At 53.0% G+C, this 24,706-nt stretch carries 26 protein-coding genes and 3 tRNA genes; 21 read left to right on the top strand and 8 right to left on the bottom strand.

Annotated features, from left to right (window positions below; translation table 11 throughout):
• Positions 1-146 precede the first annotated feature (146 nt).
• The gene (locus DBY86_RS11000; RefSeq protein WP_107819990.1) at positions 147-1,544 is read right to left on the bottom strand and encodes an OmpP1/FadL family transporter; all 1,398 of its coding nucleotides are present in this window, start codon (positions 1,542-1,544) and stop codon (positions 147-149) included.
• Positions 1,545-1,746: 202 nt separating this feature from the next.
• On the bottom strand, positions 1,747-3,219 hold the full coding sequence (gene pyk / locus DBY86_RS10995; RefSeq protein WP_107819989.1) for a pyruvate kinase: 1,473 nt from the start codon (positions 3,217-3,219) through the stop codon (positions 1,747-1,749).
• A 342-nt stretch (positions 3,220-3,561) separates the two neighbouring features.
• On the opposite strand from pyk, the gene DBY86_RS10990 reads away from it, so the two are divergent.
• Complete coding sequence (locus DBY86_RS10990) at positions 3,562-4,113, top strand: hypothetical protein (RefSeq protein WP_107819988.1); 552 nt, start codon at positions 3,562-3,564, stop codon at positions 4,111-4,113.
• A gap of 47 nt (positions 4,114-4,160) precedes the next feature.
• On the opposite strand, the gene DBY86_RS14005 is transcribed toward DBY86_RS10990, so the two are convergent.
• Together DBY86_RS14005 and DBY86_RS10985 are read right to left on the bottom strand one after the other, a co-directional pair.
• Positions 4,161-4,286 (bottom strand): hypothetical protein, encoded by a 126-nt coding sequence (locus DBY86_RS14005; protein ID WP_003707089.1) that lies wholly within the window; start codon positions 4,284-4,286, stop codon positions 4,161-4,163.
• On the bottom strand, positions 4,283-5,125 hold the full coding sequence (locus DBY86_RS10985; protein ID WP_107819987.1) for a GNAT family N-acetyltransferase: 843 nt from the start codon (positions 5,123-5,125) through the stop codon (positions 4,283-4,285). The genes DBY86_RS14005 and DBY86_RS10985 overlap by 4 nt, the downstream gene beginning before the upstream one ends.
• Before the next feature lie 65 nt (positions 5,126-5,190).
• Between DBY86_RS10985 and DBY86_RS13130 the strand changes: the two genes are divergently transcribed.
• From DBY86_RS13130 to DBY86_RS10970, 4 genes are all read left to right on the top strand, one after another.
• Positions 5,191-5,334, top strand: a complete 144-nt coding sequence (locus DBY86_RS13130; RefSeq protein ID WP_153308387.1) for a hypothetical protein — start codon at positions 5,191-5,193, stop codon at positions 5,332-5,334.
• Between the two features lie 29 nt (positions 5,335-5,363).
• On the top strand, positions 5,364-6,284 hold the full coding sequence (pyrB, locus tag DBY86_RS10980; protein ID WP_002237525.1) for an aspartate carbamoyltransferase: 921 nt from the start codon (positions 5,364-5,366) through the stop codon (positions 6,282-6,284).
• Positions 6,285-6,293: 9 nt separating this feature from the next.
• Positions 6,294-6,752, top strand: a complete 459-nt coding sequence (gene pyrI / locus DBY86_RS10975) for an aspartate carbamoyltransferase regulatory subunit (protein ID WP_002216215.1) — start codon at positions 6,294-6,296, stop codon at positions 6,750-6,752.
• A gap of 64 nt (positions 6,753-6,816) precedes the next feature.
• Positions 6,817-7,482, top strand: coding sequence for a hypothetical protein (locus DBY86_RS10970; RefSeq protein ID WP_107819986.1), 666 nt, complete (start codon positions 6,817-6,819; stop codon positions 7,480-7,482).
• 331 nt (positions 7,483-7,813) lie between these two features.
• Here the strand turns inward: DBY86_RS10970 and DBY86_RS10965 are convergent, their stop codons facing one another.
• Positions 7,814-9,037 (bottom strand): LysM peptidoglycan-binding domain-containing protein, encoded by a 1,224-nt coding sequence (locus DBY86_RS10965; protein WP_107819985.1) that lies wholly within the window; start codon positions 9,035-9,037, stop codon positions 7,814-7,816.
• A gap of 184 nt (positions 9,038-9,221) precedes the next feature.
• On the opposite strand from DBY86_RS10965, the gene def reads away from it, so the two are divergent.
• From def to topA, 9 genes are all read left to right on the top strand, one after another.
• Positions 9,222-9,725 carry a peptide deformylase gene (def, locus tag DBY86_RS10960; protein WP_234403435.1) on the top strand — a complete coding sequence of 168 codons (504 nt, stop codon included), beginning with the start codon at positions 9,222-9,224 and terminating at the stop codon, positions 9,723-9,725.
• An 86-nt stretch (positions 9,726-9,811) separates the two neighbouring features.
• On the top strand, positions 9,812-10,738 hold the full coding sequence (gene fmt, locus DBY86_RS10955) for a methionyl-tRNA formyltransferase (protein ID WP_107819983.1): 927 nt from the start codon (positions 9,812-9,814) through the stop codon (positions 10,736-10,738).
• Positions 10,739-10,816: 78 nt separating this feature from the next.
• A complete protein-coding gene (gene rsmB, locus DBY86_RS10950) occupies positions 10,817-12,076 on the top strand; it encodes a 16S rRNA (cytosine(967)-C(5))-methyltransferase RsmB (RefSeq protein WP_107819982.1) in 1,260 nt (419 codons plus the stop codon).
• Positions 12,042-12,638 carry a DUF4390 domain-containing protein gene (locus tag DBY86_RS10945; protein WP_107819981.1) on the top strand — a complete coding sequence of 199 codons (597 nt, stop codon included), beginning with the start codon at positions 12,042-12,044 and terminating at the stop codon, positions 12,636-12,638. The genes rsmB and DBY86_RS10945 overlap by 35 nt, the downstream gene beginning before the upstream one ends.
• On the top strand, positions 12,638-14,746 hold the full coding sequence (locus DBY86_RS10940; protein WP_107819980.1) for a sensor histidine kinase: 2,109 nt from the start codon (positions 12,638-12,640) through the stop codon (positions 14,744-14,746). The genes DBY86_RS10945 and DBY86_RS10940 overlap by 1 nt, the downstream gene beginning before the upstream one ends.
• 4 nt (positions 14,747-14,750) lie before the next feature.
• The gene (locus tag DBY86_RS10935) at positions 14,751-16,028 is read left to right on the top strand and encodes a sigma-54-dependent transcriptional regulator (RefSeq protein ID WP_107819979.1); all 1,278 of its coding nucleotides are present in this window, start codon (positions 14,751-14,753) and stop codon (positions 16,026-16,028) included.
• Between the two features lie 90 nt (positions 16,029-16,118).
• Positions 16,119-17,312, top strand: a complete 1,194-nt coding sequence (gene dprA / locus DBY86_RS10930; RefSeq protein ID WP_107819978.1) for a DNA-processing protein DprA — start codon at positions 16,119-16,121, stop codon at positions 17,310-17,312.
• A 25-nt stretch (positions 17,313-17,337) separates the two neighbouring features.
• The gene (locus DBY86_RS10925) at positions 17,338-17,799 is read left to right on the top strand and encodes a Smg family protein (protein WP_101183368.1); all 462 of its coding nucleotides are present in this window, start codon (positions 17,338-17,340) and stop codon (positions 17,797-17,799) included.
• A gap of 76 nt (positions 17,800-17,875) precedes the next feature.
• The gene (topA, locus tag DBY86_RS10920) at positions 17,876-20,182 is read left to right on the top strand and encodes a type I DNA topoisomerase (protein WP_107819977.1); all 2,307 of its coding nucleotides are present in this window, start codon (positions 17,876-17,878) and stop codon (positions 20,180-20,182) included.
• 63 nt (positions 20,183-20,245) lie between these two features.
• Here the strand turns inward: topA and DBY86_RS10915 are convergent, their stop codons facing one another.
• From DBY86_RS10915 to DBY86_RS10905, 3 genes are all read right to left on the bottom strand, one after another.
• Entirely contained in the window at positions 20,246-21,238 is a 993-nt protein-coding gene (locus DBY86_RS10915; protein WP_107819976.1) for a DNA-processing protein DprA, read from the bottom strand.
• Between the two features lie 89 nt (positions 21,239-21,327).
• On the bottom strand, positions 21,328-22,071 hold the full coding sequence (locus tag DBY86_RS10910) for an amidophosphoribosyltransferase (protein WP_107819975.1): 744 nt from the start codon (positions 22,069-22,071) through the stop codon (positions 21,328-21,330).
• 2 nt (positions 22,072-22,073) lie between these two features.
• On the bottom strand, positions 22,074-22,634 hold the full coding sequence (locus DBY86_RS10905; protein WP_107819974.1) for an HAD family hydrolase: 561 nt from the start codon (positions 22,632-22,634) through the stop codon (positions 22,074-22,076).
• A gap of 119 nt (positions 22,635-22,753) precedes the next feature.
• Between DBY86_RS10905 and DBY86_RS10900 the strand changes: the two genes are divergently transcribed.
• The 7 genes from DBY86_RS10900 to DBY86_RS10870 form a co-directional block, all read left to right on the top strand.
• The gene (locus DBY86_RS10900) at positions 22,754-23,131 is read left to right on the top strand and encodes a helix-turn-helix domain-containing protein (protein ID WP_003679508.1); all 378 of its coding nucleotides are present in this window, start codon (positions 22,754-22,756) and stop codon (positions 23,129-23,131) included.
• An 88-nt stretch (positions 23,132-23,219) separates the two neighbouring features.
• Positions 23,220-23,789: a 16S rRNA (guanine(966)-N(2))-methyltransferase RsmD gene (gene rsmD, locus DBY86_RS10895; protein WP_107819973.1), complete on the top strand. Its 570-nt coding sequence runs from the start codon at positions 23,220-23,222 to the stop codon at positions 23,787-23,789.
• Between the two features lie 122 nt (positions 23,790-23,911).
• Positions 23,912-24,163, top strand: coding sequence for a YfhL family 4Fe-4S dicluster ferredoxin (locus DBY86_RS10890; protein WP_002215364.1), 252 nt, complete (start codon positions 23,912-23,914; stop codon positions 24,161-24,163).
• 97 nt (positions 24,164-24,260) lie between these two features.
• Positions 24,261-24,344, top strand: a tRNA-Tyr gene (locus tag DBY86_RS10885).
• A gap of 30 nt (positions 24,345-24,374) precedes the next feature.
• A tRNA-Gly gene (locus tag DBY86_RS10880) sits at positions 24,375-24,448 on the top strand.
• 8 nt (positions 24,449-24,456) lie between these two features.
• Positions 24,457-24,531 (top strand) — tRNA-Thr (locus DBY86_RS10875).
• A 49-nt stretch (positions 24,532-24,580) separates the two neighbouring features.
• Positions 24,581-24,706 (top strand): GTP-binding protein (locus DBY86_RS10870; protein ID WP_002259029.1); only part of this gene is annotated, 126 nt, incomplete at its 3' end.

Genomic DNA, 24,706 nt, shown 5'->3' with positions numbered 1-24,706 from the left:
GTGAATCGGTTCCGTACTATTTGTACTGTCTGCGGCTTCGTCGCCTTGTCCTGATTTTTGTTAATCCACTATAAATCGAGCCTAAAACAATGCCGTCTGAAACGGAAGCGTTCAGACGGCATTTCTACAATCAAACGGCGAGCCGTTTATTTGAATTTGTAGGTGTATTGCAGGCCGATGATGTCGGCGTGGTTTTTGAAACGTGCGGAAGACGCGCCTTTGCTGTCTACATCGCTGCCGCTTGCCTTCGCCGTGCGGTAGCTGGTGTCGTTGATGTGGATGTGGGTGTAGGCGGCATCGACGACGTGGTTTTTACCGATATTGTATTTCATACCGGCGGAGAACCAGATGCGGTTGCCGTCGGGCAGGCTGTTCATACGGTAGTCGGCGTTGCGGACGGGCGATTTGTCAAAAGCGATGCCGGCGCGCAGTTGCAGCGGTTCGCTGATTTGATAAGAACCGCCGAATCCGACTTTGTAGGTGTTGCGCCAGTTGGGGGTGATGGTGGTACGGTCGGATTTTTTGCTCATACCGATGGTTTTTTCTTTTTCAAAAACCAGTTCCGCCTTATTGAAGCGGCTGTGGCGTGTCCAAGTTACGTCGCCGAACAGGTCGGCTTTGTCGGACACTTTGTACATACCGTGTACGGACAAAGACTCAGGCGTTACGATTTTGACGCGGGCTTTTTCGCTTGGCGTGTAGCCGAGCGGTGCGAGTTTGTTTGCATCCCATAACTGTTTCGCCATTGCGTCGTCTGCTACCCATTCGGCATCGCCTTTGAGCGTGTGTGAGACTTTGGAACGGTAGTTCACGCCCACGCGCGCGCGGTCGTTGATGTCCCACATCCACGCCAGTTGGTAGCCGAAGCCCCAATCGCTGCCTTTGACATCGGCGTGTCCGTCGGCTTTGATTTGAGCAGCGGCAGTAGGATTAGAAGGTGTTGCTTTCAGCATTGCTGCTTTTTGCTGGATACCCCAGTCGGCATATTTGCGCAGCTCGGCGGAAGTATGTTGGGCGATGATGCCTGCGCCGAAGGAGTGACGGTCGTTGAGTTTCCATGCGGCGACAGGTTCGACGGCGATGCTGGTCAGACCGAGTTTGTTGATGTTGTGGCGCAACACGGAATCTTTTTCGTATTCGGTGGCGGAGCCGAAGGGGACGTACACGCCCAAGCCCACGGTCAGGTCGTCGTTGACTTTGTATGCGCCGTAGATGTGGGGCGCGACCGTGGTTTTGGTGATTTTGCCGCTTTTCGAACCTTGGACGGGAAGCCCGGTAAAGTCGGTGGCGGAATCCGCCTCATAATGAATGCTGGGCAGCACGATGTTGGCGTTGACGGAAATCTGGCTGCTGTCGAGTTTGGTCAGGCCGGCAGGGTTGTAGAAGATGGTCGATGCGTCGGCGGCTTCTGCTGCGGCAGCATTTGCCGTGCTTTGCGCGTTGACCGACTGTGTGCCGAAGTGGTAGCCGGATGCGTGAACGGATGCGGCGGCAAAGGCAGTGCCGAGCAGCAGGACGGTTTTTTTCAGTGTGGAAGGGGTCATTTCAGTTTCCGTAAAAAATTGCAGACAAATAAAAAAGGCAGTCGGAAATGCCTTGTTTCGCTTTAGTATAGGTACTCGATTTTATCTGATGTTGCCGGATTTGCACAATTTTTTCAGTTTGCCCGAACCGCCGCGCCGCCGCAAAAATGCCGTCTGAAGCCTCGGGCATCGGCTTCAGACGGCATTTTCCACTCAGGGCGGATTATTTGACGCGCAGCACTTCCAGCGTATTGGTCGAACCGGATTCGCGCATTTGCGAACCGCTGGTAATGATGTATTGGTCGCCGGAATGCAGGATGTTGTGTTCCACCAGCATCGTTTCGACTTCGTTCAACGCCGTGTCGTGGTTGGTGCTGGTTGCCAAAATCAGCGGGCGCACGCCCCGGTACATCGCCATACGGCGTTGGGCGGAAACGCTCGGGGTCAGCGCGAAAATCGGCAGGGTGATGTTGTGGCGGCTGATTTCAAAGGCGGTCGAGCCGCTTTCGGTCAGGGCGACGATGGCTTTGGCGTGAACCGCGCGCGCCACGCTGACCGCGCCGCCGGCAACCGCCAGGTTGGTGCTGACCGCTTCGGGATACTCCGCCTGTTCGGCAACGCCGTTGAGCGAATCCTGCTCTTTTTCCGCAGCCGCGCAGATAATTGCCATTTGGCTGACGGTTTCAAACGGATACGCGCCGACGGCGGTTTCGGCGGAACACATCACCGCATCGGTACCGTCCAATACCGCGTTTGCCACATCGCTGACTTCCGCGCGGGTCGGCACGGGGTTGGTAATCATCGATTCCATCATTTGCGTCGCCGTAATGCTGAAGCGGCGCAACTCGCGGGCGCGGCGGATCATCCGTTTTTGCAGGGCGGGGACGGCGGCGTGTCCGACTTCGACCGCCAAGTCGCCGCGCGCAACCATAATGCCGTCGCCGGCAAGGATGATTTCGTCCAAGTTTTCAATCGCTTCTACGCGTTCGATTTTGGAAACCAAACCGGGGCGCACGGCCGTGCTGCCTTTCATTTCTTCTTCGACTTTGGCGCGCGCGATGTGCAAATCTTCGGCAGATTTCACAAAGCTGATGGCGAGGTAGTCGCAACCGATGGCAATCGCGGTTTTCAGGTCGCGGAAGTCTTTTTCGGTCAACGCGCCTGCGGACAGACCGCCGCCGCGTTTGTTGATGCCTTTGTTGCTTTTCAGGACGTGGCTGTTTTCCACCCTTGTGATAATCCTGCTGCCTTCGACGGATTCCACGGTCAGGGTCAGCAGGCCGTCGTCCAGCCACAATACGTCGCCTGCGGCAACGTCGTCGGGCAGGTCGCGGTAGTCCAAACCGACCGCCTCGCGCGTGCCTTCGCCTTCAAGCGCGGCATCCAGTACCAGCGTTTCGCCTTTGTTCAATTCGATGCCGCCGCCGGCGATTTTGCCCACACGGATTTTCGGCCCTTGCAGGTCGGCAATGATGGCGATTTCCTGTCCGGCGCGTTTTGCCGCCTCGCGCACGATGCGGGCGTTTTCCTGATGGAATTCGGGCGTGCCGTGGCTGAAGTTGAAGCGGACGACGTTCAGGCCGCCGACGCGGATCATATCTTCCAACAGTTCGACGTTGTTGCTGCCCGGCCCGAGGGTGGCGACGATTTTAGTGTTGTGGCTGATGCGGGTCAGATCGCGGCTTGTCTGGTTCATATGAAAGTCCTTTCGGTCTCAATCGGGTGTTTTGCGGTATTTTGTTACAAAATTACAGAAATTTGGAACCGGTTTGATGTCCATTTGATGAACGCGGCGGAATATTCTGTAAAAATATGATTTAAATTAATGGTTTGATATTTTACCTGCAAACCGCCTTTTTTGGCGCAAAATTACACGGTTTTATGACTTAGGCTAAATTTATTTTTTGTTCGGCGGCTTGCGCGGTCGGGTATAGTGGATTAAATTTAAATCAGGACAAGGCGACGAAGCCGCAGACAGTACAAATAGTACGGCAAGGCGAGGCAACGCCGTACTGGTTTAAATTTAATCCACTATAAAATGAAGGTTTTGAACGGTTGGTCGGATAGGAAGATGTGGCGAGTTTTGAGTGCTTTGCCGATAGGCGTGGTGTTTTTTGATTTGATCTACGGTTTTGTGTTGAATGTGTTGCAGGGTTTGGATTTGCAGCGTGCCGTGCCGGATTCGGAAGGCGTGTTGGCGGTTACGCCTGATATTGCGTTCAACAGTTTGCAGATTGTCGCCAACGGCGGTATGGCGGCGGTGGTCTGTTTCGGGTTGGCGGTTGTGTTTCTGCTCAACCGTTCGGTGCGGCGGCGGCAGGTCTTGGAAATCGGGGTGTTCCGGATGTTGGGGCTGGTGGCGGTGTTGGCATTCAGCGCACCTTCGCTGTGGGAGTGGGCGAACGCGCTGCCGCTGTTGCTGAAGGGCGCGGACGTGGTCAATACGGGCAATGCGCGTTATGTGCTGACGGCTTTGTGTATGCCCTTTCCGGCGGTGTCGTGCGGCATCGGGCTGGTGGGGCGGTTCAGGCTTCAGACGGCATCGGGCAGGGCGGCAAAGGCAGGGGGTGCGGGCAAGGCGGGCGGATAGGGCGCATATTTTAAAATGCCGTCTGAAAGGGCTTCAGACGGCATTTTTCAGTGGGCGTGCCGGGTTTCGATACCGGCTTTGATTTCGCCGTAAACCTGAGTGCCGCCTTGTCCGGACGGGGTGGCGCAGGCGGCGAGTGCCGACAGGGTGCAGATGAGGATGAGTGTTTTCATTTGGGGTCGCAACGGAAGTGGTAGGCGCAGATTTCAAAACCGTTTTTGAAATACAGGCGGTGCGCGTCGGCACGGTCGTGGTTGACGTGGACGTTGAGGTGGATTTTGGTTCCCCCTGTTTCCGCGCCGATTTTGCGGACTTCTTCCAAAAGGCGCGAGGCGTAGCCTTTGCGGCGGCTTTGCGGCAGGGTAACGATGTCGTCGATGTGGATGTGGCGGCCGCCGGCGAGGGTGCAGGCTTCGCGGAAGCCGCAGACGGCGACGGCGTTGTGTTTGCCTTCTTCAAAAATGCCCAGCAGGCGGTAGCCTTGGGGGCGTTGGATTTTGTTGATCTGTTCGGTAAAGCGGCCGATGTCGGTCAGGGCGGAACGCAAAACGCTCAAGGCTGCAAAGGCGGTGGCGGTGTCGTCCGCGCCGATTTCGCGCAAAACGTAGGATGCGCCCGAGGCGGTCTGTTCCTGTGCTTTCTCGGCGGCGTGTTTTTCTTCAATTGCCTGTGCCAGCAGGACGCGTTCGTCGGCAGGGTCGTTTTGTCCGCCCTGTTCGCGTTCTTCGAGCAGGGCTTTGCAGTCGATGACGCGCAGGTCGTTGTCGGCGGCAAAGTCCATCAGGAAGCGGAACATCTGCGGATTGTCGGTTTCCAGTTTTTTATCGACGGCGACGCAGCGGATGTTGTCCACCAGCATGGGGCGCACCCATTTCGAGTAGGAGAGGCGGTTGTCTTTGGTGAACGAGGACAGGATGCCGCACAGGCGTTCCGCCCAGTCGCTGGGGCGGAAAATCTTGCCGGAACTCGTTGTGCCGTGGATGACGACTTCGTAGGGGTTGCAGACTAACATGGCGGCTTCCTGAAAAGAAATGTCTGGCGCGATTATACCTTATGCTTATGCGGGCGTGTTTGGATATGCCGTCTGAAAAGTACGGGATTCGTGCGGTAAAACTTTGCGGCGGCAAATGTGCGATAATACGCGCCGTATTGCCGCTTTTGCGAAGCTGTTCCGCAAACATACGGGCGGCGTGGACGACGTATAACCGGATACCCGCCTGACGCGGGTTTTTTACGGAAGGGGGGCAAAAATGCCTAATCCGCTTTACAGACAGCATATCATCTCCATTTCGGATTTGTCGCGCGAACAGTTGGAATGCCTGCTTCAGACGGCATTGAAGCTGAAGGCGCATCCGCGCGGCGATTTATTGGAAGGCAAACTTATCGGTTCGTGCTTTTTCGAGCCGTCCACGCGCACGAGGCTGTCGTTTGAAACGGCGGTGCAGCGGCTGGGCGGCAAGGTTATCGGTTTTTCGGACGGCGCGAATACCAGTGCCAAAAAAGGCGAAACGCTTGCCGATACCGCACGCATCATTTCCGGCTACACCGACGCAATCATCCAGCGCCACCCCAAAGACGGCGCGGCGCGTGTGGCGGCGGAGTTTTCGCGCGTCCCCGTCATCAACGCCGGCGACGGCACGAACCAGCATCCCAGCCAGACCTTGTTGGATCTGGTAACGATTTATGAAACGCAGGGGCGTTTGGACAAGCTCAAAATCGCCATGGCGGGCGACTTGAAATACGGGCGCACCGTGCATTCGCTTTGTCAGGCGTTGAAACGTTGGGGCTGCGAATTTGCCTTCGTCTCGCCTCCCAGCCTCGCGATGCCCGACTACATTACCGAAGAGTTGGACGAAGCCGGCTGCCGATACCGTATCCTCGGCAGTTTGGAAGAGGCGGCGGAATGGGCGGACATCCTGTATATGACCCGCGTCCAGCGCGAACGTTTCGACGAACAGGAATTTGCCAAAATTCAAGGCAAATTCAACCTCGAAGCGTCTATGCTCGCCCGCGCCAAACCGAACCTGCGCGTGCTGCACCCCCTGCCGCGCGTGGACGAAATCCATCCCGATGTCGATGCCACGCCGCACGCCTATTATTTCGAGCAGGCAACCAACGGCGTTTATGCGCGTATGGCGATATTGTCGCTGGTGTTGAACGAAGAAGTGTGAGGAACAGATATGGAAACCCCGAAACTCAGTGTCGAAGCCATTGAAAAAGGTACGGTGATCGACCATATTCCCGCCGGCAGGGGGCTGACCATCCTGCGCCAGTTCAAACTTTTGCACTACGGCAACGCAGTAACCGTGGGCTTCAACCTGCCCAGCAAAACCCAAGGCAGCAAAGACATCATCAAAATCAAAGGCGTGTGCTTGGACGACAAAGCCGCCGACCGCCTCGCCCTGTTCGCCCCCGAAGCGGTGGTCAATACCATCGACAATTTCAAGGTCGTGCAGAAGCGGCATTTGAACCTGCCCGACGAAATCGCCGAAGTGTTCCGCTGTCCGAACACGAATTGCGCCGGCCACGGCGAGCCGGTCAAAAGCCGGTTTTATGTTAAAAAGCACAACGGGCAGACGCGGCTGAAATGCCATTACTGCGAAAAAACCTATAGCCGGGATTCGGTGGCGGAAGCCTGACGGATTCCCTTAAACCGAGTGGGCGGCATTTCGTCTGCCGCCTGTTTTGCCAATCTGAAATGGAATGATGATGCACGCTTCTGTCCAAAGCCGTTTCGCACCGATACTTTATGTTTTGATTTTCTTTGCCGGTTTTTTGACCGCGCAAATCTGGTTCAATCAGAAAGCCTATACTGAAGAGCTGCCTCCGCTTCTGTCCGCATTGTCCGCCGTCGCGCTGGTGTGGCTGGCGTGGGCGTTCGTGTCGGCGCGTTCAAAGGCTAAGGCGGAAAAGTTCTACCGCGAAAAAATGATACAGAACGAAAGCATACACCCCATCCTGCACGCCTCTTTGCAACACTTGGAACACAAGCCGCAAATGCTCGCCCTGCTGGTCAAAAACCACGGCAAAGGGATGGCGGAGCAGGTCAGGTTTAAGGCGGAAGTGCTGCCCGACGACGAAGACGCGCGCACGATTGCCGCCGAGTTGGCAAAAATGGATATGTTCGCATTGGGGACGGACGCGGTCGCCTCGGGCGAAACCTATGGACGCGTGTTCGCCGATATTTTCGAGTTGTCGGCGGCTTTGGAGGGGCGCGCGTTCAAAGGAATGTTGAAACTGACGGCGGAATATAAAAACATCTTCGGCGATGCCTGCCGTTCGGAAACGGCGTTGGAGTTGGGCGCGCTCAATCAGGCGTTGCAGGAGATTTCAAAAACATCGGAAAAGTCCAAACGGATATTTTATTGAAGGTGTCCCGATATGCGGGGCGGTATGCCGGGATTGTCCGGCGCGCCGTGTTCCGTGCCGGCAGCTTTTTCCGGCAACAATGCCGTCTGAAGGCTTCAGACGGCATTTTTTCAAGGAGTGGCGGTAAAGCGGCAGGGAAGATTTGAATATCGGGTCGATTTCATTTGTTTGCAAAGGGAATGCTGCCGGTTTCCGTTCGGGCGGAAACCGGCCCTGTTGGATAAAGGGCATTTTGTCCGGCCGAATCAGGGTTCTGTATCAACGGGATATGAAAACACAGCCTCAATAAAAATGCCGTCTGAAGGCTTCAGACGGCATTGTTGCCGAGGGGTTATTGGAAAGGGTCGGAATCGACGCGGGCGCGACCCTGATCCGGCATATTGTCCAAAACCCGTCCCGGATTGGCGGCGGTGTCGCCTTCGGAAATATCGGAGATGTTTTCCAAAATAATGGCGTAAGCCAGTCTCGGCGCAGTGTGGTAAACCATTGCCAAGCCCACTTCTTCGGCAGGTGTCGAAATCAGCTCGACGGTATCCCTGCTTTTAGGTTCTTCGGCCAAATTGTTGGAGAGGTTGACCTGCATCGTTTTCTTGCGTTTGTAGAGGCTTAAAACCGCGCCTTTGTCCAATCCGTCGTCCCCGCCTTTGTCTATCGTAATGGTTTTGAACTGTCCGCCGACCCCCGCGCCTTCAAACACGGAAACGATTTTCGCCTGAACCGGTTGGGAGGGCTCGTGCGGCACCATATTGAAGCGGTCGGTGTCTTCCGGCATTTTCATCAGGTAGTCGCCCTGCTGTATTTCGGAAATGGCGGTTTCGACCACCAGCGGCTGTATCGAATGGGTACGCAGCGGGGTAATCAAAGGATGGGTGCGGGTATAGTATTCGTTGTCTTTCAGCCGTTCTTCAGCCTGTTTCGAGCGTTGTTCGAGGGCGGAGTCGGTATAGTCGAGGGAGCGCACGATGCCGCTGAATGCGACTTCCTGCCCGAGGAATCTGCCCGTATCCGGATCGGTGATGTTTTTATTGATGCGGTAGGTCAGGTAGCGGCCCGGCTCTTTCAGGCCTTTGGTGTAAACCCTGGTGCCTTTGGTGTACAGCAGCCTGCCTTCGGGGCCCGAGAGCAGGCGCGGTGCGGCAGCGGTTTCTTTGCGGGAAACGATTTGCGGATGCTGCATAAAGATGCGGTAGAAGTTGACATTGACGGCAGGGATGCCGTATCCGGACACTTCCTTATCCGGACTCATTTTGACGACGGGGATGCCGTCTGTCTGTTCCAAGCCGAGGCGCGGTTCGCCGTTAACGTAGCGCAACACCAATACTTGGCCCGGATAAATCAGGTCGGGATTGCGGATTTGGCCCCGGTTCGCGCCCCACAGGCGGCCCCATTGCCACGGGCTGTACAGGTATTTGCCCGAAATGCCCCACAGGGTATCGCCCTGTTTGACTGTGTAGCGTTGCGGCGCGTTCGGGCGCACCTTCAGATTTGCCGCCAAAGTTTGTGTTGAGAATGCCATACCTGCCGCGCAGAGCAGGGTTATAATACGACGTTGCATAACCGTTCCCCTTATCTGATGAATTTCGGTTTGTCTTGCCTGATTGGGTTGGAAAAAGCGGCGGCGGTCTTTTCGGGACGTGCCGCATGACAATAAATGTCCCGCATTTTAACATCGAATTATCCGCACCATCACGGTAATTATGAAAAACAGGCGGCGTATCCGCCTAAGGAAAGAGAAAATTATGGCTTTACTGAATATCCTCCAATATCCCGACGAGCGTCTGCACACGGTGGCGAAGCCTGTCGGACAAGTTGACGAGCGCGTCCAAAAGCTGGTTGCCGATATGTTTGAAACGATGTACGAGGCGCGCGGTATCGGGCTGGCGGCGACGCAGGTCGATGTGCACGAGCGCATCGTCGTGATGGATTTGACCGAAGACCGCAGCGAACCGCGCGTGTTCATCAACCCCGTCATCGTCGAAAAAGACGGCGAAACCACTTACGAAGAGGGCTGCCTGTCCGTACCGGGCATTTACGACACCGTTACCCGCGCCGAACGCGTCAAGGTCGAGGCTTTGAACGAAAAAGGAGAAAAGTTCACGCTGGAGGCGGACGGTCTGCTGGCGATTTGCGTGCAGCACGAGTTGGACCACCTGATGGGCATCGTGTTTGTCGAACGCCTTTCCCAACTCAAGCAGGGACGGATTAAGACCAAGCTGAAAAAACGTCAGAAACATACGATTTGACCCTTTTGCCGTGCCGTCTGAACGCTGCAAGGTTTTCAGACGGCACGGCATTATCCGACAACTTTACGCACACGCAGGAACACGCTATGAAAGTCATCTTTGCCGGCACGCCCGATTTTGCCGCCGCCGCCTTAAAAGCCGTTGCCGCCGCCGGTTTTGAAATCCCGCTGGTGCTGACCCAGCCCGACCGTCCGAAAGGGCGCGGTATGCAACTGACTGCCCCGCCTGTCAAACAAGCCGCGCTGGAACTCGGTTTGCGCGTGGCACAGCCCGAAAAACTGCGCAACAACGCCGAAGCCCTGCAAATGCTCAAAGAGGTCGAGGCAGACGTAATGGTGGTTGCCGCCTACGGTTTGATTCTGCCGCAAGACGTGTTGGATACGCCGAAACACGGCTGCCTCAACATCCACGCCTCGCTGCTGCCCCGTTGGCGCGGCGCGGCGCCGATTCAGCGCGCGATTGAAGCCGGCGATGCCGAAACCGGCGTGTGCATTATGCAGATGGACATCGGTTTGGACACCGGCGATGTGGTCAGCGAACACCGTTACGCCATCCGACCTACCGATACGGCGAACGAAGTCCACGACGCGCTGATGGAAATCGGTGCGGCGGCGATTGTTGCCGATTTGCAACAGCTTCAAAGCAAAGGCCGTCTGAACGCGGTCAAACAGCCCGAAGAAGGTGTTACTTACGCCCAAAAATTGAGCAAAGAAGAAGCCCGTATCGATTGGAATGAAAGCGCTGCTGTGATTGAGCGCAAAATCCGCGCCTTCAACCCCGTACCTGCCGCGTGGGTCGAATATCAGGGCAAGCCGATGAAAATCCGGCGGGCGGAAGTGGTGGCGCAACAAGGCGCGGCAGGCGAAGTGTTGTCCTGTTCGGCGGACGGTTTGGTCGTTGCCTGCGGCGAAAACGCGCTGAAGATTACCGAATTGCAGCCTGCCGGCGGCAGGCGTATGAATATCGCGGCGTTTGCGGCAGGACGGCATATCGAAGCAGGAACGAAGCTGTAAATCCCTTCAGACGGCATTCCGATCCGCAAACGGGAATGCCGTCTGAAACCATCAGTTGAAGAAAGCGAATCATATAATATGAGTATGGCACTTGCCCAAAAACTTGCCGCCGACAGCATTGCGGCGGTTGCCGAAGGACGCAACCTTCAGGACGTGTTGGCGCAAATCCGCACCGCGCATCCCGACCTTACGGCGCAGGAAAACGGCGCGTTGCAGGACATCGCCTACGGCTGCCAGCGTTATCTGGGCAGTTTGAAACATATGCTCGCGCAGATGCTGAAAAAACCGATTGGCAATCCGCAGCTCGAAAGCCTGCTTTTGGCGGCGTTGTACCAACTGCATTACACGCGCAACGCGCCGCACGCCGTGGTCAATGAAGCGGTGGAGAGCATAGCCAAAATCGGGCGCGGGCAGTACCGTTCGTTTGCCAACGCGGTTTTGCGCCGCTTTTTGCGCGAACGCGACAAGCTTGCGGCTTCCTGTAAAAAAGACGATGTGGCGAAACACAACCTGCCGCTGTGGTGGGTGGCTTACTTGAAAAACCATTATCCGAAACACTGGCACAACATCGCCGCCGCGCTGCAATCCCATCCGCCGATGACGTTGCGCGTCAACCGCCGACACGGCAATGCTGAAGGCTATTTGGAAAAACTGGCTGCGGAGGGTATCGCGGCTAAGGCGTTGGACGAATATGCGGTTACGTTGGAAGAAGCCGTGCCGGTAAACCGCCTGCCCGGCTTTTCAGACGGCATCGTTTCGGTACAGGACTTCGGCGCGCAGCAGGCGGCGTATTTGTTAAACCCGAAAGACGGCGAACGGATTTTGGACGCGTGCGCCGCGCCGGGTGGCAAGACGGGGCATATCTTGGAATTGGCGGATTGCCGTGTTACCGCCTTGGACATTGATGCAGGCCGTCTGAAACGGGTGGAAGACAATATCGCGCGCCTGGGCTTTCAGACGGCATCGGCGGCGTGTGCCGATGCGCGGGATTTGGCGGCGTGGTATGATGGAAAGCCTTTCGACGCAATCCTTGCCGACGTGCCGTGCACCGCGTCCGGCGTGGCGCGGCGCAATCCTGACGTGAAATGGCTGCGCCGACCGACCGACGCGTTCAAAACCGCCCGTCAGCAGGAAGCCCTGCTGGATGCACTTTGGCAGACGCTGAAAAGCGGGGGAAGGATGTTGATCGCCACCTGTTCCGTGTTCGTCGAGGAAAACGACGGACAATTGCAAAAATTCCTCAACCGCCATGCCGATGCAGAACTGATCGAATCGCGGGTACTCTTACCGAACAAACACCAAGATGGCTTTTATTACGCGCTTATTCAAAAGCAGTAAATGGCTGATTGTGCCGCTGATGCTCCCCGCCTTTCAGAATGTGGCGGCGGAGGGGATAGATGTGAGCCGTGCCGAAGCGAGGATAACCGACGGCGGGCAGCTTTCCATCAGCAGCCGCTTCCAAACCGAGCTGCCCGACCAGCTCCAACAGGCGTTGCGCCAAGGCGTGCCGCTCAACTTTACCTTAAGCTGGCAGCTTTCCGCCCCGACAATCGCCGCCTACCGGTTCAAATTCGACCAGCTTATCGGCGGCGATGCCGATATCTATTACAAACTGACCTTTCATCCGCTGACCAACCGCTACCGCGTTACCGTCGGCGCGTTTTCGACAGACTACGACACTTTGGCGGCGGCATTGCGCGCGACCGGCGCGGTTGCCAACTGGAAAGTCCTGAACAAAGGCGCGTTGTCTGGTGCGGAAGCAGGGGAAACCAAGGCGGAAATCCGCCTGCTGCTGTCCACTTCAAAACTGCCCAAGCCTTTTCAAATCAATGCATTGACTTCTCAAAACTGGCATTTGGATTCGGGTTGGAAACCTTTAAACATCATCGGGAACAAATAATGCGCCGTTTTCTACTGATCGCAGCCATATGCGCCGTCGTCCTGTTGTACGGACTGACGGCGGCAACCGGCAGCACCAGTTCGCTGGCGGATTATTTCTGGTGGATAGTCGCATTCAGCGCAATGCTGCTGCTGGTGTTGTCCGCCGTTTTGGCACGTTATGTCATATTGCTGTTGAAAGACAGGCGCGACGGCGTATTCGGTTCGCAGATTGCCAAACGCCTTTCCGGGATGTTCACGCTGGTCGCCGTATTGCCCGGCGTGTTCCTGTTCGGCGTTTCCGCACAGTTTATCAACGGGACGATTAATTCGTGGTTCGGCAACGACACCCACGAGGCGCTTGAACGCAGCCTCAATTTGAGCAAGTCCGCACTGGATTTGGCGGCAGACAATGCCGTCAGCAACGCCATTCCCGTACAGATAGACCTCATCGGCACCGCCTCCCTGTCGGGCAATATAGGCAGTGTGCTGGAACACTACGCCGGCAGCGGTTTTGCCCAGCTTGCCCTGTACAATGCCGCAAGCGGCAAAATCGAAAAAAGCATCAATCCGCACCAATTCGACCAGCCGCTTCCCGACAAAGCACATTGGGAACAGATTCAGCAGACCGGTTCGGTTCGGAGTTTGGAAAGCATAGGCGGCGTATTGTACGCGCAGGGCTGGCTGTCGGCGGGTACGCACAACGGACGCGATTACGCGCTGTTCTTCCGCCAGCCGATTCCCGAAAATGTGGCACAGGATGCCGTCTTAATCGAAAAGGCAAGGGCGAAATATGCCGAATTGAGTTACAGCAAAAAAGGTTTGCAGACCTTTTTTCTGGTAACCCTGCTGATTGCCTCGCTGCTGTCGATTTTTCTTGCACTGGTCATGGCACTGTATTTCGCCCGCCGTTTCGTCGAACCCATTCTGTCGCTTGCCGAGGGGGCGAAGGCGGTGGCGCAGGGCGATTTCAGCCAGACACGCCCCGTGTTGCGCAACGACGAGTTCGGACGTTTGACCAAGTTGTTCAACCATATGACCGAGCAGCTTTCCATTGCCAAAGAAGCGGACGAGCGCAACAGGAAGCGCGAAGAAGCCGCCAGGCATTATCTCGAATGCGTGTTGGAGAGCCTGACCACGGGTGTGGTGGTATTTGACGAAACAGGCCGTCTGAAAACCTTCAACAAAGCTGCGGAACATATCTTGGGTATGTCGCTCGTGCCGCTGTGGGGCAGCAACCGGCACGGTTGGCACGGCGTTTCGGTGCAGCATACCCTGCTTGCCGAAGTGTTTGACGCCATCGGTGCGGCGGCGGGTACGGACAAACCGGTTCAGGTGGGATATGCCGCTCCGGACGATGCCAAAATCCTGCTGGGTAAGGCAACGGTCCTGCCTGAAGACAACGACAACGGTGTGGTCATGGTCATAGACGACATCACCGTATTGATACACGCGCAAAAAGAAGCGGCGTGGGGCGAAGTGGCGAAACGGCTGGCACACGAAATCCGCAATCCGCTCACGCCCATCCAGCTTTCTGCCGAACGTCTGGCGTGGAAATTGGACGGGAAACTGGATGAGCAGGATGCGCAAATCCTGGCACGTTCGACCGAAACCATCGTCAAACAGGTGGCGGCATTGAAGGAAATGGTCGAAGCATTCCGCAATTATGCGCGTTCCCCTTCGCTCAAATTGGAAAAACAGGATTTGAACGTATTGGTCGGCGATGTTTTGGCGTTGTATGAAGCCGGTCCGTGCCGGTTTGCGGCGGAGCTTGCCGGAGAACCGCTGATGGTGGCGGCTGATACGACCGCCATGCGGCAGGTGCTGCACAATATTTTCAAAAATGCCGCCGAAGCGGCAGAGGAAGCCGATATGCCCGAAGTCAGGGTAAAATCGGAGGTGGGGAGGGACGGACAGATTGTCCTGACGGTTTGCGACAACGGCAAGGGATTCGGCAAGGAAATGCTGCACAATGCTTTTGAGCCGTATGTGACGGACAAGCCGACGGGAACGGGACTGGGTCTGCCCGTAGTGAAAAAAATCATTGAAGAACACGGCGGCCGCATCAGTTTGAGCAATCAGGATGCGGGTGGCGCGTGTGTCAGAATAATCTTGCCAAAAACGGTATAAATTTATGCGTAGCAGCGATATTTTAATTGTAGATGACGAAATCGGCATCCGTGACCTGCTGTCGGAAATCCTGCAGGACGAAGGTTATTCGGTCGCATTGGCTGAAAATGCCGAAGAGGCGCGCAAGCTGCGCCATCAGGTACGCCCGGCGATGGTGTTGCTGGATATTTGGATGCCGGATTGCGACGGTATTACCCTTTTGAAGGAATGGTCGAAAAACGGGCAGCTTAATATGCCGGTCGTCATGATGAGCGGGCATGCCAGCATCGACACAGCAGTGGAAGCCACCAAAATCGGTGCGCTCGACTTTTTGGAAAAACCGATCTCCCTGCAAAAGCTGCTGTCCACGGTCGAAAACGCGTTGAAGTACGGTGCGGCGCAAACCGAAACGGGGTCTGTATTCGACAAGCTGGGCAACAGTGCGGCGATTCAGGAAATGAACCGTGAGGTAGGGGCGGCGGTGAAACGTGCCTCTCCGGTACTTCTGACGGGCGAGGCGGGTTCGCCGTTTGAAACGGTGGCACGCTATTTCCATAAAAACGGTACGCCGTGGGTGAGTCCGGCAAGGGTCGAATATCTGATTGATATGCCGACGGAACTGTTGCAGAAAGCTGAAGGCGGTGTTTTATATGTGGGCGATATTGCCCAGTACAGCCGCAACATCCAAGCCGGTATTGCCTTTATTGTCGGCAAGGCGGAACACAGCCGCGTCAGGGTGATTGCTTCGTGCAGCCACGCGGCAGGTTCAGACGGCATTTCATGTGAAGAAAAATTGGCCGGGCTTTTTTCGGAATCGGTCGTCCGTATTCCGCCCCTGCGTATGCAGCATGAAGACATTCCCTTCCTGATACAGGGGATTGCCTGCAATGTGGCGGAAAGCCAAAAGATTGCGCCTGCCTCATTCAGTGAAGATGCGCTTGCCGCATTGACCCGTTATGAATGGCCGGGAAATTTCGACCAGTTGAGCAGTGTCGTTGCAACGCTGTTGCTGGAGGCGGACGGACAGAAAATCGGTGCGGCGGCGGTTTCTTCTCTTTTGGGGCAGAATGTGCCTGCCGAGGGGGCGGAAGATATGGTGGGCGGGTTCAATTTCAACCTGCCGCTGCGCGAATTGAGGGAGGAGGTGGAGCGGCGTTATTTCGAGTACCACATCGCCCAAGAAGGTCAGAATATGAGCAAAGTGGCGCAGAAGGTCGGTTTGGAACGCACGCACCTTTACCGCAAACTCAAACAGCTCGGCATCGGCGTTTCGCGCCGGGCGGGGGAAAAAACCGAAGAATAAGCCCGGACGGCCGGTTTTCCGGTTGCGGGCTTTTGTTTTCAGACGGCATTTGGTGCAAATGCCGTCTGAAATCGTAAGGGGACGGATTTTATGACAGAGGACGAACGTTTCGCGTGGCTGCAATTGGCGTTTACGCCCTATATTGGTGCGGAAAGTTTTTTGCTGCTGATGCGCCGTTTCGGCAGCGCGCAAAATGCCTTGTCCGCACCGGCGGAACAGGTTGCCCCGGCGGTGCGGCATAAGCACGCGCTTGAGGCTTGGTGCAATGCGGAAAAACGCGCTTTGGCGCGGCAGGCGGCAGAAGCGGCGTTGGAATGGGAAATGCGGGACGGATGCCGTCTGATGCTGCTGCGGGATGATGATTTTCCTGAAATGCTGACTCAAGGTATAACCGCGCCGCCGGTTTTGTTTTTGCGCGGCAACGTACAACTGCTGCACAAACCTTCCGCCGCCATCGTCGGCAGCCGCCATGCCACGCCGCAGGCCATGCGGATTGCCAAAGATTTCGGCAGGGCGTTGGGTGGGAAAGGCATTCCCGTTGTGTCGGGTATGGCTTCCGGTATCGATACTGCCGCCCATCAGGGAGCACTGGAGGCAGAAGGCGGCACCATCGCCGTGTGGGGGACGGGTATAGACCGCATTTACCCGCCGTCCAATAAAAACCTTGCCTATGAAATCGCCGAAAAAGGATTGATTGTCAGCGAGTTCCCCATCGGTACGCGGCCGTATGCCGGCAATTTTCCGCGCCGCAACCGCCTGATTGCCGCCCTGTCGCAAGTAACGCTGGTGGTCGAGGCCGCCTTGGAATCCGGTTCGCTGATTACTGCCAGATTGGCGGCGGAGATGGGGCGCGAAGTGATGGCGGTACCCGGCTCGATAGACAATCCACACAGTAAAGGCTGCCACAAACTGATTAAAGACGGCGCAAAATTGGTGGAATGCCTGGACGACATCCTTCATGAGTGTCCGCGGCTCTTGCAAAATGAGGGTGCTTCATCATATTCTATAAATAAAGGAATACCTGAAAAGCGCATCACTGCCGTTCAGACGGCATCCGACCCGCCGTTTTCGTCTGACGGCAAAATGCCGTCTGAAAAGACGGAGAAACGACCCGTCGGCGGCGGTATCTTGGACAGGATGGGTTTCGACCCCGTCCATCCCGACGTGCTTGCCGGGCAGCTCGCTATGCCTGCCGCAGATTTGTATGCCGCACTGTTGGAATTGGAATTGGACGGCAGCGTTGCCGCAATGCCTGGCGGCAGATACCAGCGTATCCGAACTTGAACGCACTTTATATTAAGGAACACGAATGACCGAAGTCATCGCCTACCTCATCGAACATTTCCAAGATTTCGATACCTGTCCGCCGCCCGAAGACTTGGGTATGCTGCTTGAAGAAGCGGGTTTCGATACGATGGAAATCGGCAACACCCTGATGATGATGGAAGTATTGCTCAACAGCTCCGAATTTTCCGCCGAACCCGCCGACAGCGGCGCATTGCGCGTGTACAGCAAAGAAGAAACCGACAACCTGCCGCAGGAAGTGATGGGGCTGATGCAGTATCTGATTGAAGAAAAAGCCATAAGCTGCGAACAGCGGGAAATCATCATCCACGCGCTGATGCACATCCCCGGCGACGAAATTACCGTAGATACCGCCAAAGTGCTGACCCTGCTGCTTTTATGGGCAAACAAGAGCGAGCTGCCCGTGTTGGTCGGCGACGAGCTGATGAGCGCGCTTTTACTCGACAACAAACCCACGATGAACTGAAGCGGCTTCAGACGGTGCCGGCCCGCCCGTGCCGTCTGAAACGCCGGCATCAAAACCACCATCCAGAGAACGACAAATGGCGAAAAACCTCTTAATCGTCGAATCCCCGTCCAAAGCCAAAACCCTGAAAAAATATTTGGGCGGCGATTTTGAAATCCTCGCATCCTACGGCCACGTCCGCGACCTCGTCCCCAAAAGCGGCGCGGTCGATCCCGACAACGGCTTTGCGATGAAATACCAATTGATCGGCCGCAACGGCAAACACGTCGATGCCATCGTCGCCGCCGCCAAAGAAGCCGAAAACATCTACCTCGCAACCGACCCGGACAGGGAAGGCGAAGCCATTTCCTGGCATCTTTTGGAAATCCTCAAATCCAAACGCGACCTGAAAAACATCAAGCCGCAGCGCGTCGTGTTCCACGAAATCACCAAAAACGCCGTCCTCGAAGCTGTCGCCCATCCGCGCGAAATCGAAATGGACTTGGTCGATGCCCAACAAACCCGCCGCGCTTTGGACTATCTGGTCGGTTTCAACCTCTCGCCGTTGCTGTGGAAAAAAATCCGACGTGGTTTGAGTGCCGGCCGCGTGCAAAGTCCCGCTTTGCGCCTGATTTGCGAACGCGAAAACGAAATCCGCGCGTTTGAAGCGCAGGAATATTGGACGGTACATCTCGACAGCCGCAAAGGACGCAGCAAGTTTACCGCCAAACTCGCCCAATACGACGGCGCGAAACTCGAACAATTCGACCTGCCGAACGAAGCCGCGCAAGCTGACGTGTTGAAAGAACTCGAAGGCAAAGAGGCCGTCGTTACCGCCATTGAAAAGAAAAAGCGCAGCCGCAATCCTGCCGCGCCGTTCACCACATCCACTATGCAGCAGGATGCCGTCCGCAAACTCGGCTTCACCACCGACCGCACGATGCGTACCGCCCAACAGCTTTACGAAGGTATAGACGTAGGGCAGGGCGCGATCGGCCTGATTACCTATATGCGTACCGACAGCGTGAATTTGGCTGACGAAGCGTTAACCGAAATCCGCCATTACATCGAAAACAAAATCGGCAAAGAATATCTGCCGAGTGCCGCCAAACAATACAAAACCAAATCCAAAAACGCCCAAGAAGCGCACGAGGCGATCCGTCCGACTTCCGTGTACCGCACGCCCGAAAGCGTCAAACCCTTCCTGAGCGCAGACCAGTTCAAACTCTATCAAATGATTTGGCAGCGTACCGTCGCCTGTCAGATGACGCCTGCCAAATTCGACCAAACCACCGTCGATATTACCGTCGGCAAAGGCGTATTCCGCGTAACCGGACAAGTGCAAACCTTCGCAGGCTTTTTGAGCGTGTATGAAGAAAGCAGCGACGACGAAGAGAGCGAAGACAGCAAAAAACTGCCTGAAATGAGCGAAGGCGACAAACTGCCTGTGGACAAACTTTACGGCGAACAACACTTCACCACTCCGCCGCCGCGCTACAACGAAGCCACGCTGGTTAAAGCCCTCGAAGAATACGGCATTGGCCGCCCTTCGACCTACGCCAGCATCATCTCCACGCTCAAAGACCGCGAATACGTTACCCTTGAGCAAAAACGCTTCATGCCCACCGACACGGGCGACATCGTCAACAAATTCCTGACTGAACACTTCGCCCAATATGTCGATTACCACTTTACCGCTAAACTCGAAGACCAGCTCGACGAAATTGCCAACGGCAAACGTCAATGGATTCCCGTGATGGACAAATTCTGGAAGCCGTTTATCAAGCAAGTGGAAGAAAAAGAGGGTATCGAACGCGCCAAATTTACCACGCAGGAACTTGACGAAACCTGCCCGAAATGCGGCGAACACAAACTGCAAATCAAGTTCGGCAAAATGGGCCGTTTCGTTGCGTGTGCCGGCTATCCCGAATGCAGCTACACGCGCAATGTTAACGAAACCGCCGAAGAAGCCGCCGAGCGCATCGCCAAAGCCGAAGCCGAGCAGGCGGAACTCGACGGGCGCGAATGCCCTAAATGCGGCGGTCGTTTAGTGTACAAATACAGCCGTACCGGCAGCAAATTCATCGGCTGCGCCAACTACCCCAAATGCAAACACGTCGAGCCGCTGGAAAAACCGAAAGACACCGGCGTCCAATGCCCGCAATGCAAAAAAGGCAACCTCGTCGAGCGCAAATCCCGTTACGGCAAACTGTTTTACAGTTGCAACACCTATCCCGACTGCAACTACGCCACTTGGAACACGCCCGTCGCCGAACAATGCCCGAACTGCCATTGGCCGGTCTTGACCATCAAAACCACCAAACGCTGGGGCGTGGAAAAAGTCTGTCCGCAAAAAGAATGCGGCTGGAAAGAACAGATTGAACCGCCTGCACCGAAAGAGTGAAGCGGTTGGGATTGAGATGGAAGAAATGCCGTCTGAAAGGAGTTTCAGACGGCATTTTGTTTATTAAAATAGATCACCTTGGATGCCTTGGCTCGATGAAGAAATTGTTGTTTTTTCAAATCCTTGGAAAATTTGATTTATTGCATCTTCAGGCTGATGAGGATTAATCACAAGTGTTGTTTTATCCTTAATTAATTCACGATTTAAATCGTATTTGGGGTTTTCTTTGTTGTTTTCATCATAAATAACAGCTCGTGAAATCCCATACTGTTTTGCTTTCTCAAGTGCATGGCGTGAGCCGCTATCAATTTTTTTGCTTTTTTTATCAATGCTTTCAGGTGTGTAGCTGGCACTTAAAATAACCGCATCACTAAACAGTGCCTGCAGACGGTCTCGCTTGATAAAACGGCTGATAAGGTCATTATGATTTTTTGGTGGTTCGTAATATTCAGTAATCAACAATCCGTCGTTTGATGCAATTTCTTCTGCTAAATCTCGATTACCGGCAGGTAAAATATCCGTTAACGGACTTGGTAAAATGGCAACGGTCGCACCTGATGACAGTAGTGCCTGTTTGTGTGCCACTGCATCACAGCCCATCGCTAGTCCACTAACAATAACGGCATTTTTTTCCACTAATTTTTGGACAACTTTTTTTTCATCATCACAAGTATGGTTATCTGGATTTAATAAACCAATAACTGCAACATTGGAATTTTTTTTGCTGAGAAGTGATAAGTCACCTTTATAAAATAAGACAACAGGTTTGTCACTGTCGGGTACATTACCACGAATTAATGGGAAGTCAGGTTCTCCTATGGCAGTAACGCCATCACAGTAATTTTCAATCTCAATAAATTTTTGTTCGATTTGTTTTCTTACTCTTATAAAAGTCTCATTTGTTGCTTGTTCTTCTTTAGAAAGTTTGTTATTTAGCAAAGTTACAATTTCTTCGTATGGGGTGCGATGACTTAAGTTTCGTATAATCCATGCGTTTCCGATGCCGTTAAATTCTAAAGCAGTTAATATATTCAAGCTATGTTCTGTATATTTCATGAGAAATTCCTGTTTGTTTTTTAGAAGTTAAAACAAGTTGTTCAAGTCAAAATTATCTTTACCCCCTAAGGGACTTCGGTATTAGCTGGTTATCTGCTGAATATACTTATTGCTTTGGCTCGAATGGATTCTTTATTATTTATGTCATGCTCTAAGTAGGATTTGGTTCGGGCAATAGTGAATAGGATTACTTTTTCTGCACCTTTATCCAATAAAGCCTGTATGCAGTCTTCATCGACATTAACCGTTTTGGTGTAAATATCATCAATAAGTAAAATACGTTTTCCTCGGATTTCATCCGATAAAGAACAAGTATCTGTCGTTATGCCCGGGTAGGGCAAATCCCCATCTCCGCCATAACCTGATTTATCCAAATGAGTTGTACGGGTATCCGTATGTCGAATAATATAGTCAGAACCATCAAAACATGAAACCTCACAAAACATCTCATTATGTTTTGATTGGATTACAGTGATTATTTTGCGAATAGCCTCTAAGAAAAATAATTGACTAATCTGATAAGAAGACCTTGCTTTAGAACGTGGAACAACACAGATGGTATTGAGATTCTCTTTGTCAAGAAGTTCCAGTATTTGATGATAAAATGGAAAAAGTTCGTATGCAGCATTATATAACTCTTCCTCAGGAAAATCTTTAAAGGTATTTTTAAATACAACAAGGAAATCAGGATTTCCCTGATTACAATATTTGGTATAGTCTAGACAATAGTATGCATCAATATTTGTTTTCAGAAAGCGATTTTTCTGAATAATATGATGCTTAAGGGGAAGGTTATTATATGGATAATCTTTAATAAAATCGTGAACGGACATTGTTATACTCCAATTAAATAAAGTTGCGGGGTCTGCAAGCCTAAAGCAGCGGCTTGTTGAAGCTGTAATTTGTCATCATCAAAAATTAGAACACTATTTGGCAGGAGGTTTAGCCTTTTAAGGGAAAATTCATATTTGTTCGGGATAGAGGGGCAAAATATTTTTTCTTTGAACAAATCGTGAAGATGATGATATTCAATAAGTGAGCTGGCTCGATTCTCATCAGCGTTACTGACGAGAAAAACATCTCGATTGCTATTTTTGAGCAATTGGAATAAAGCCTCATTAAGGATAGTTTGGTTTAGAAAAAAGTGATAAATTTTTTGTTTTTGAATAATAATCTTTTGCTGCACAGATTCTGATAGTGATGTTAAATCTGTACGAGTAATCCTAAATTGATTATGCTTTGAAAAAAGTGTAGAGAACCCCAACGAATTGGCAGCAGACAAATACGCAGCATTATTAGCTGCATCCGTAAAAATAAGGGTGTTATCTAAGTCAACAAGGAAATTCTTGTAAGGAGAGTGCAAAATATCCTGTTGAGATATATTTGAGTAAGTCATAAAGATGGTGCATAATCATTATTTATTTGAATAATATAAAAAACATTCTTGTTTAGCCAGTCAACCATAGTTTAAAATCTGTCCCGATAATTCAACTACCTACATAGAAAGTTCAGCTTATGGAAACCCACGAAAAAATCCGCCTGATGCGCGAATTGAACAAATGGTCGCAGGAGGATATGGCGGAAAAGCTGGCGATGTCGGCGGGCGGGTATGCCAAAATCGAACGGGGCGAAACGCAGTTGAATATCCCGCGTTTGGAGCAGTTGGCGCAGATTTTCAAAATCGATATGTGGGATTTGCTCAAATCTGGCGGCGGCGGGATGGTGTTGCAGATTAATGAAGGAGATAGTGGTGGCGATATTGCGTTGTATGCGTCGGGTGATGTTTCGATGAAAATAGAATTTTTAAAAATGGAATTGAAACACTGCAAAGAAATGTTGGAACAAAAAGACAAAGAAATCGAGCTGCTCCGCAAGCTGACCGAAACCGTTTAAACAGATATGCCGTCTGAAAAAAGTTTTCAGACGGCATATTCTTTGACAGGTCTTGTATAATACCGTTTGAACTTACAGGTTTTTGATTATGGCGGCAGGCAAACATACCAAACACAGCAACCGGGTACGCATTATCGGCGGGCAATGCCGGGGCAGGAAATTGAGTTTCACATCCGCCGACGGACTGCGTCCGACACCCGACAGCGTGCGTGAAAAGCTGTTTAACTGGCTGGGACAGGATTTGACGGGTAAAACGGTTTTGGATCTCTTCGGAGGCAGCGGCGCACTCGGTATAGAAGCCGCTTCGCGCAACGCCAAACGCGTGCTGATTTCGGATAACAACCGCCAAACGGCACAAACCCTTGAGAAAAACAGCCGCGAATTGGGTTTGATGCAAATACAGACCGTCTTTTCAGACGGCATCGCATATTTGAAGACCGCATCCGAACAGTTTGATGTCGTCTTTCTCGACCCGCCGTTTGCATGGCAGGATTGGCAAATCCTGTTCGATGCCTTGAAGCCGCACCTGAACCCCGAGGCATTCGTCTATCTCGAGGCGGGTACGCTGCCGGATATTCCCGATTGGCTGACGGAATATAGAGAGGGGAAATCGGGGCAGAGTACATTTGAATTAAGGATTTTCCAAGTGGCTGAATAATATGCGCTTTGATAATCATTTCCGAGTTGTAAACATTCGTTTGCAACCGTCCGGTTCAAAAAAACCTTGTGTTATAATCCGCGCCCGCCCGGTTTTGATAATTTAGTGGAAAAGGAAAAGAAATGTCGCTCTTTATTACCGACGAGTGCATCAACTGCGACGTATGCGAACCCGAATGTCCGAATGATGCCATTTCCCAAGGCGAGGAAATTTACGAAATCAACCCCAACCTCTGCACGCAGTGCGTCGGACACTACGATGAGCCTCAGTGTCAGCAGGTTTGCCCGGTGGACTGCATCCTGATTGACGAAGAACATCCCGAAACGCATGACGAGTTGATGGCGAAATACGAAAAGATTATCCAGTTTAAATAAATTCTTCTTTAAAACATCAAATTATGTTTGTTTTGAAATAAAATCAAAAAAAAACTTGACGGAAAAGCAAGCCGCTAATAAACTAGCGTTCTCTTTTGGAGGGATTCCCGAGCGGTCAAAGGGGGCAGACTGTAAATCTGTTGCGAAAGCTTCGAAGGTTCGAATCCTTCTCCCTCCACCAAAATTCTTACTTGGAGCAGTAGCGAGTAATGCGGGTGTAGCTCAATGGTAGAGCAGAAGCCTTCCAAGCTTACGGTGAGGGTTCGATTCCCTTCACCCGCTCCAACAATTAGGCCCATGTAGCTCAGGGGTAGAGCACTCCCTTGGTAAGGGAGAGGCCGGCAGTTCAAATCTGCCCATGGGCACCATCTCTTCGATTATTCATTTCTTTAAAGCTTAGATATATAGGATATTGCCATGGCTAAGGAAAAATTCGAACGTAGCAAACCGCACGTAAACGTTGGCACCATCGGTCACGTTGACCATGGTAAAACCACCCTGACTGCCGCTTTGACTACTATTTTGGCTAAAAAATTCGGCGGT

The organism is Neisseria bergeri (genome assembly GCA_003044455.1).
Lineage (GTDB): Bacteria > Pseudomonadota > Gammaproteobacteria > Burkholderiales > Neisseriaceae > Neisseria > Neisseria bergeri.
The sequence above is the reverse complement of the archived record's forward strand: the minus strand, read 5'-3'. Positions and strand labels throughout refer to the sequence as shown.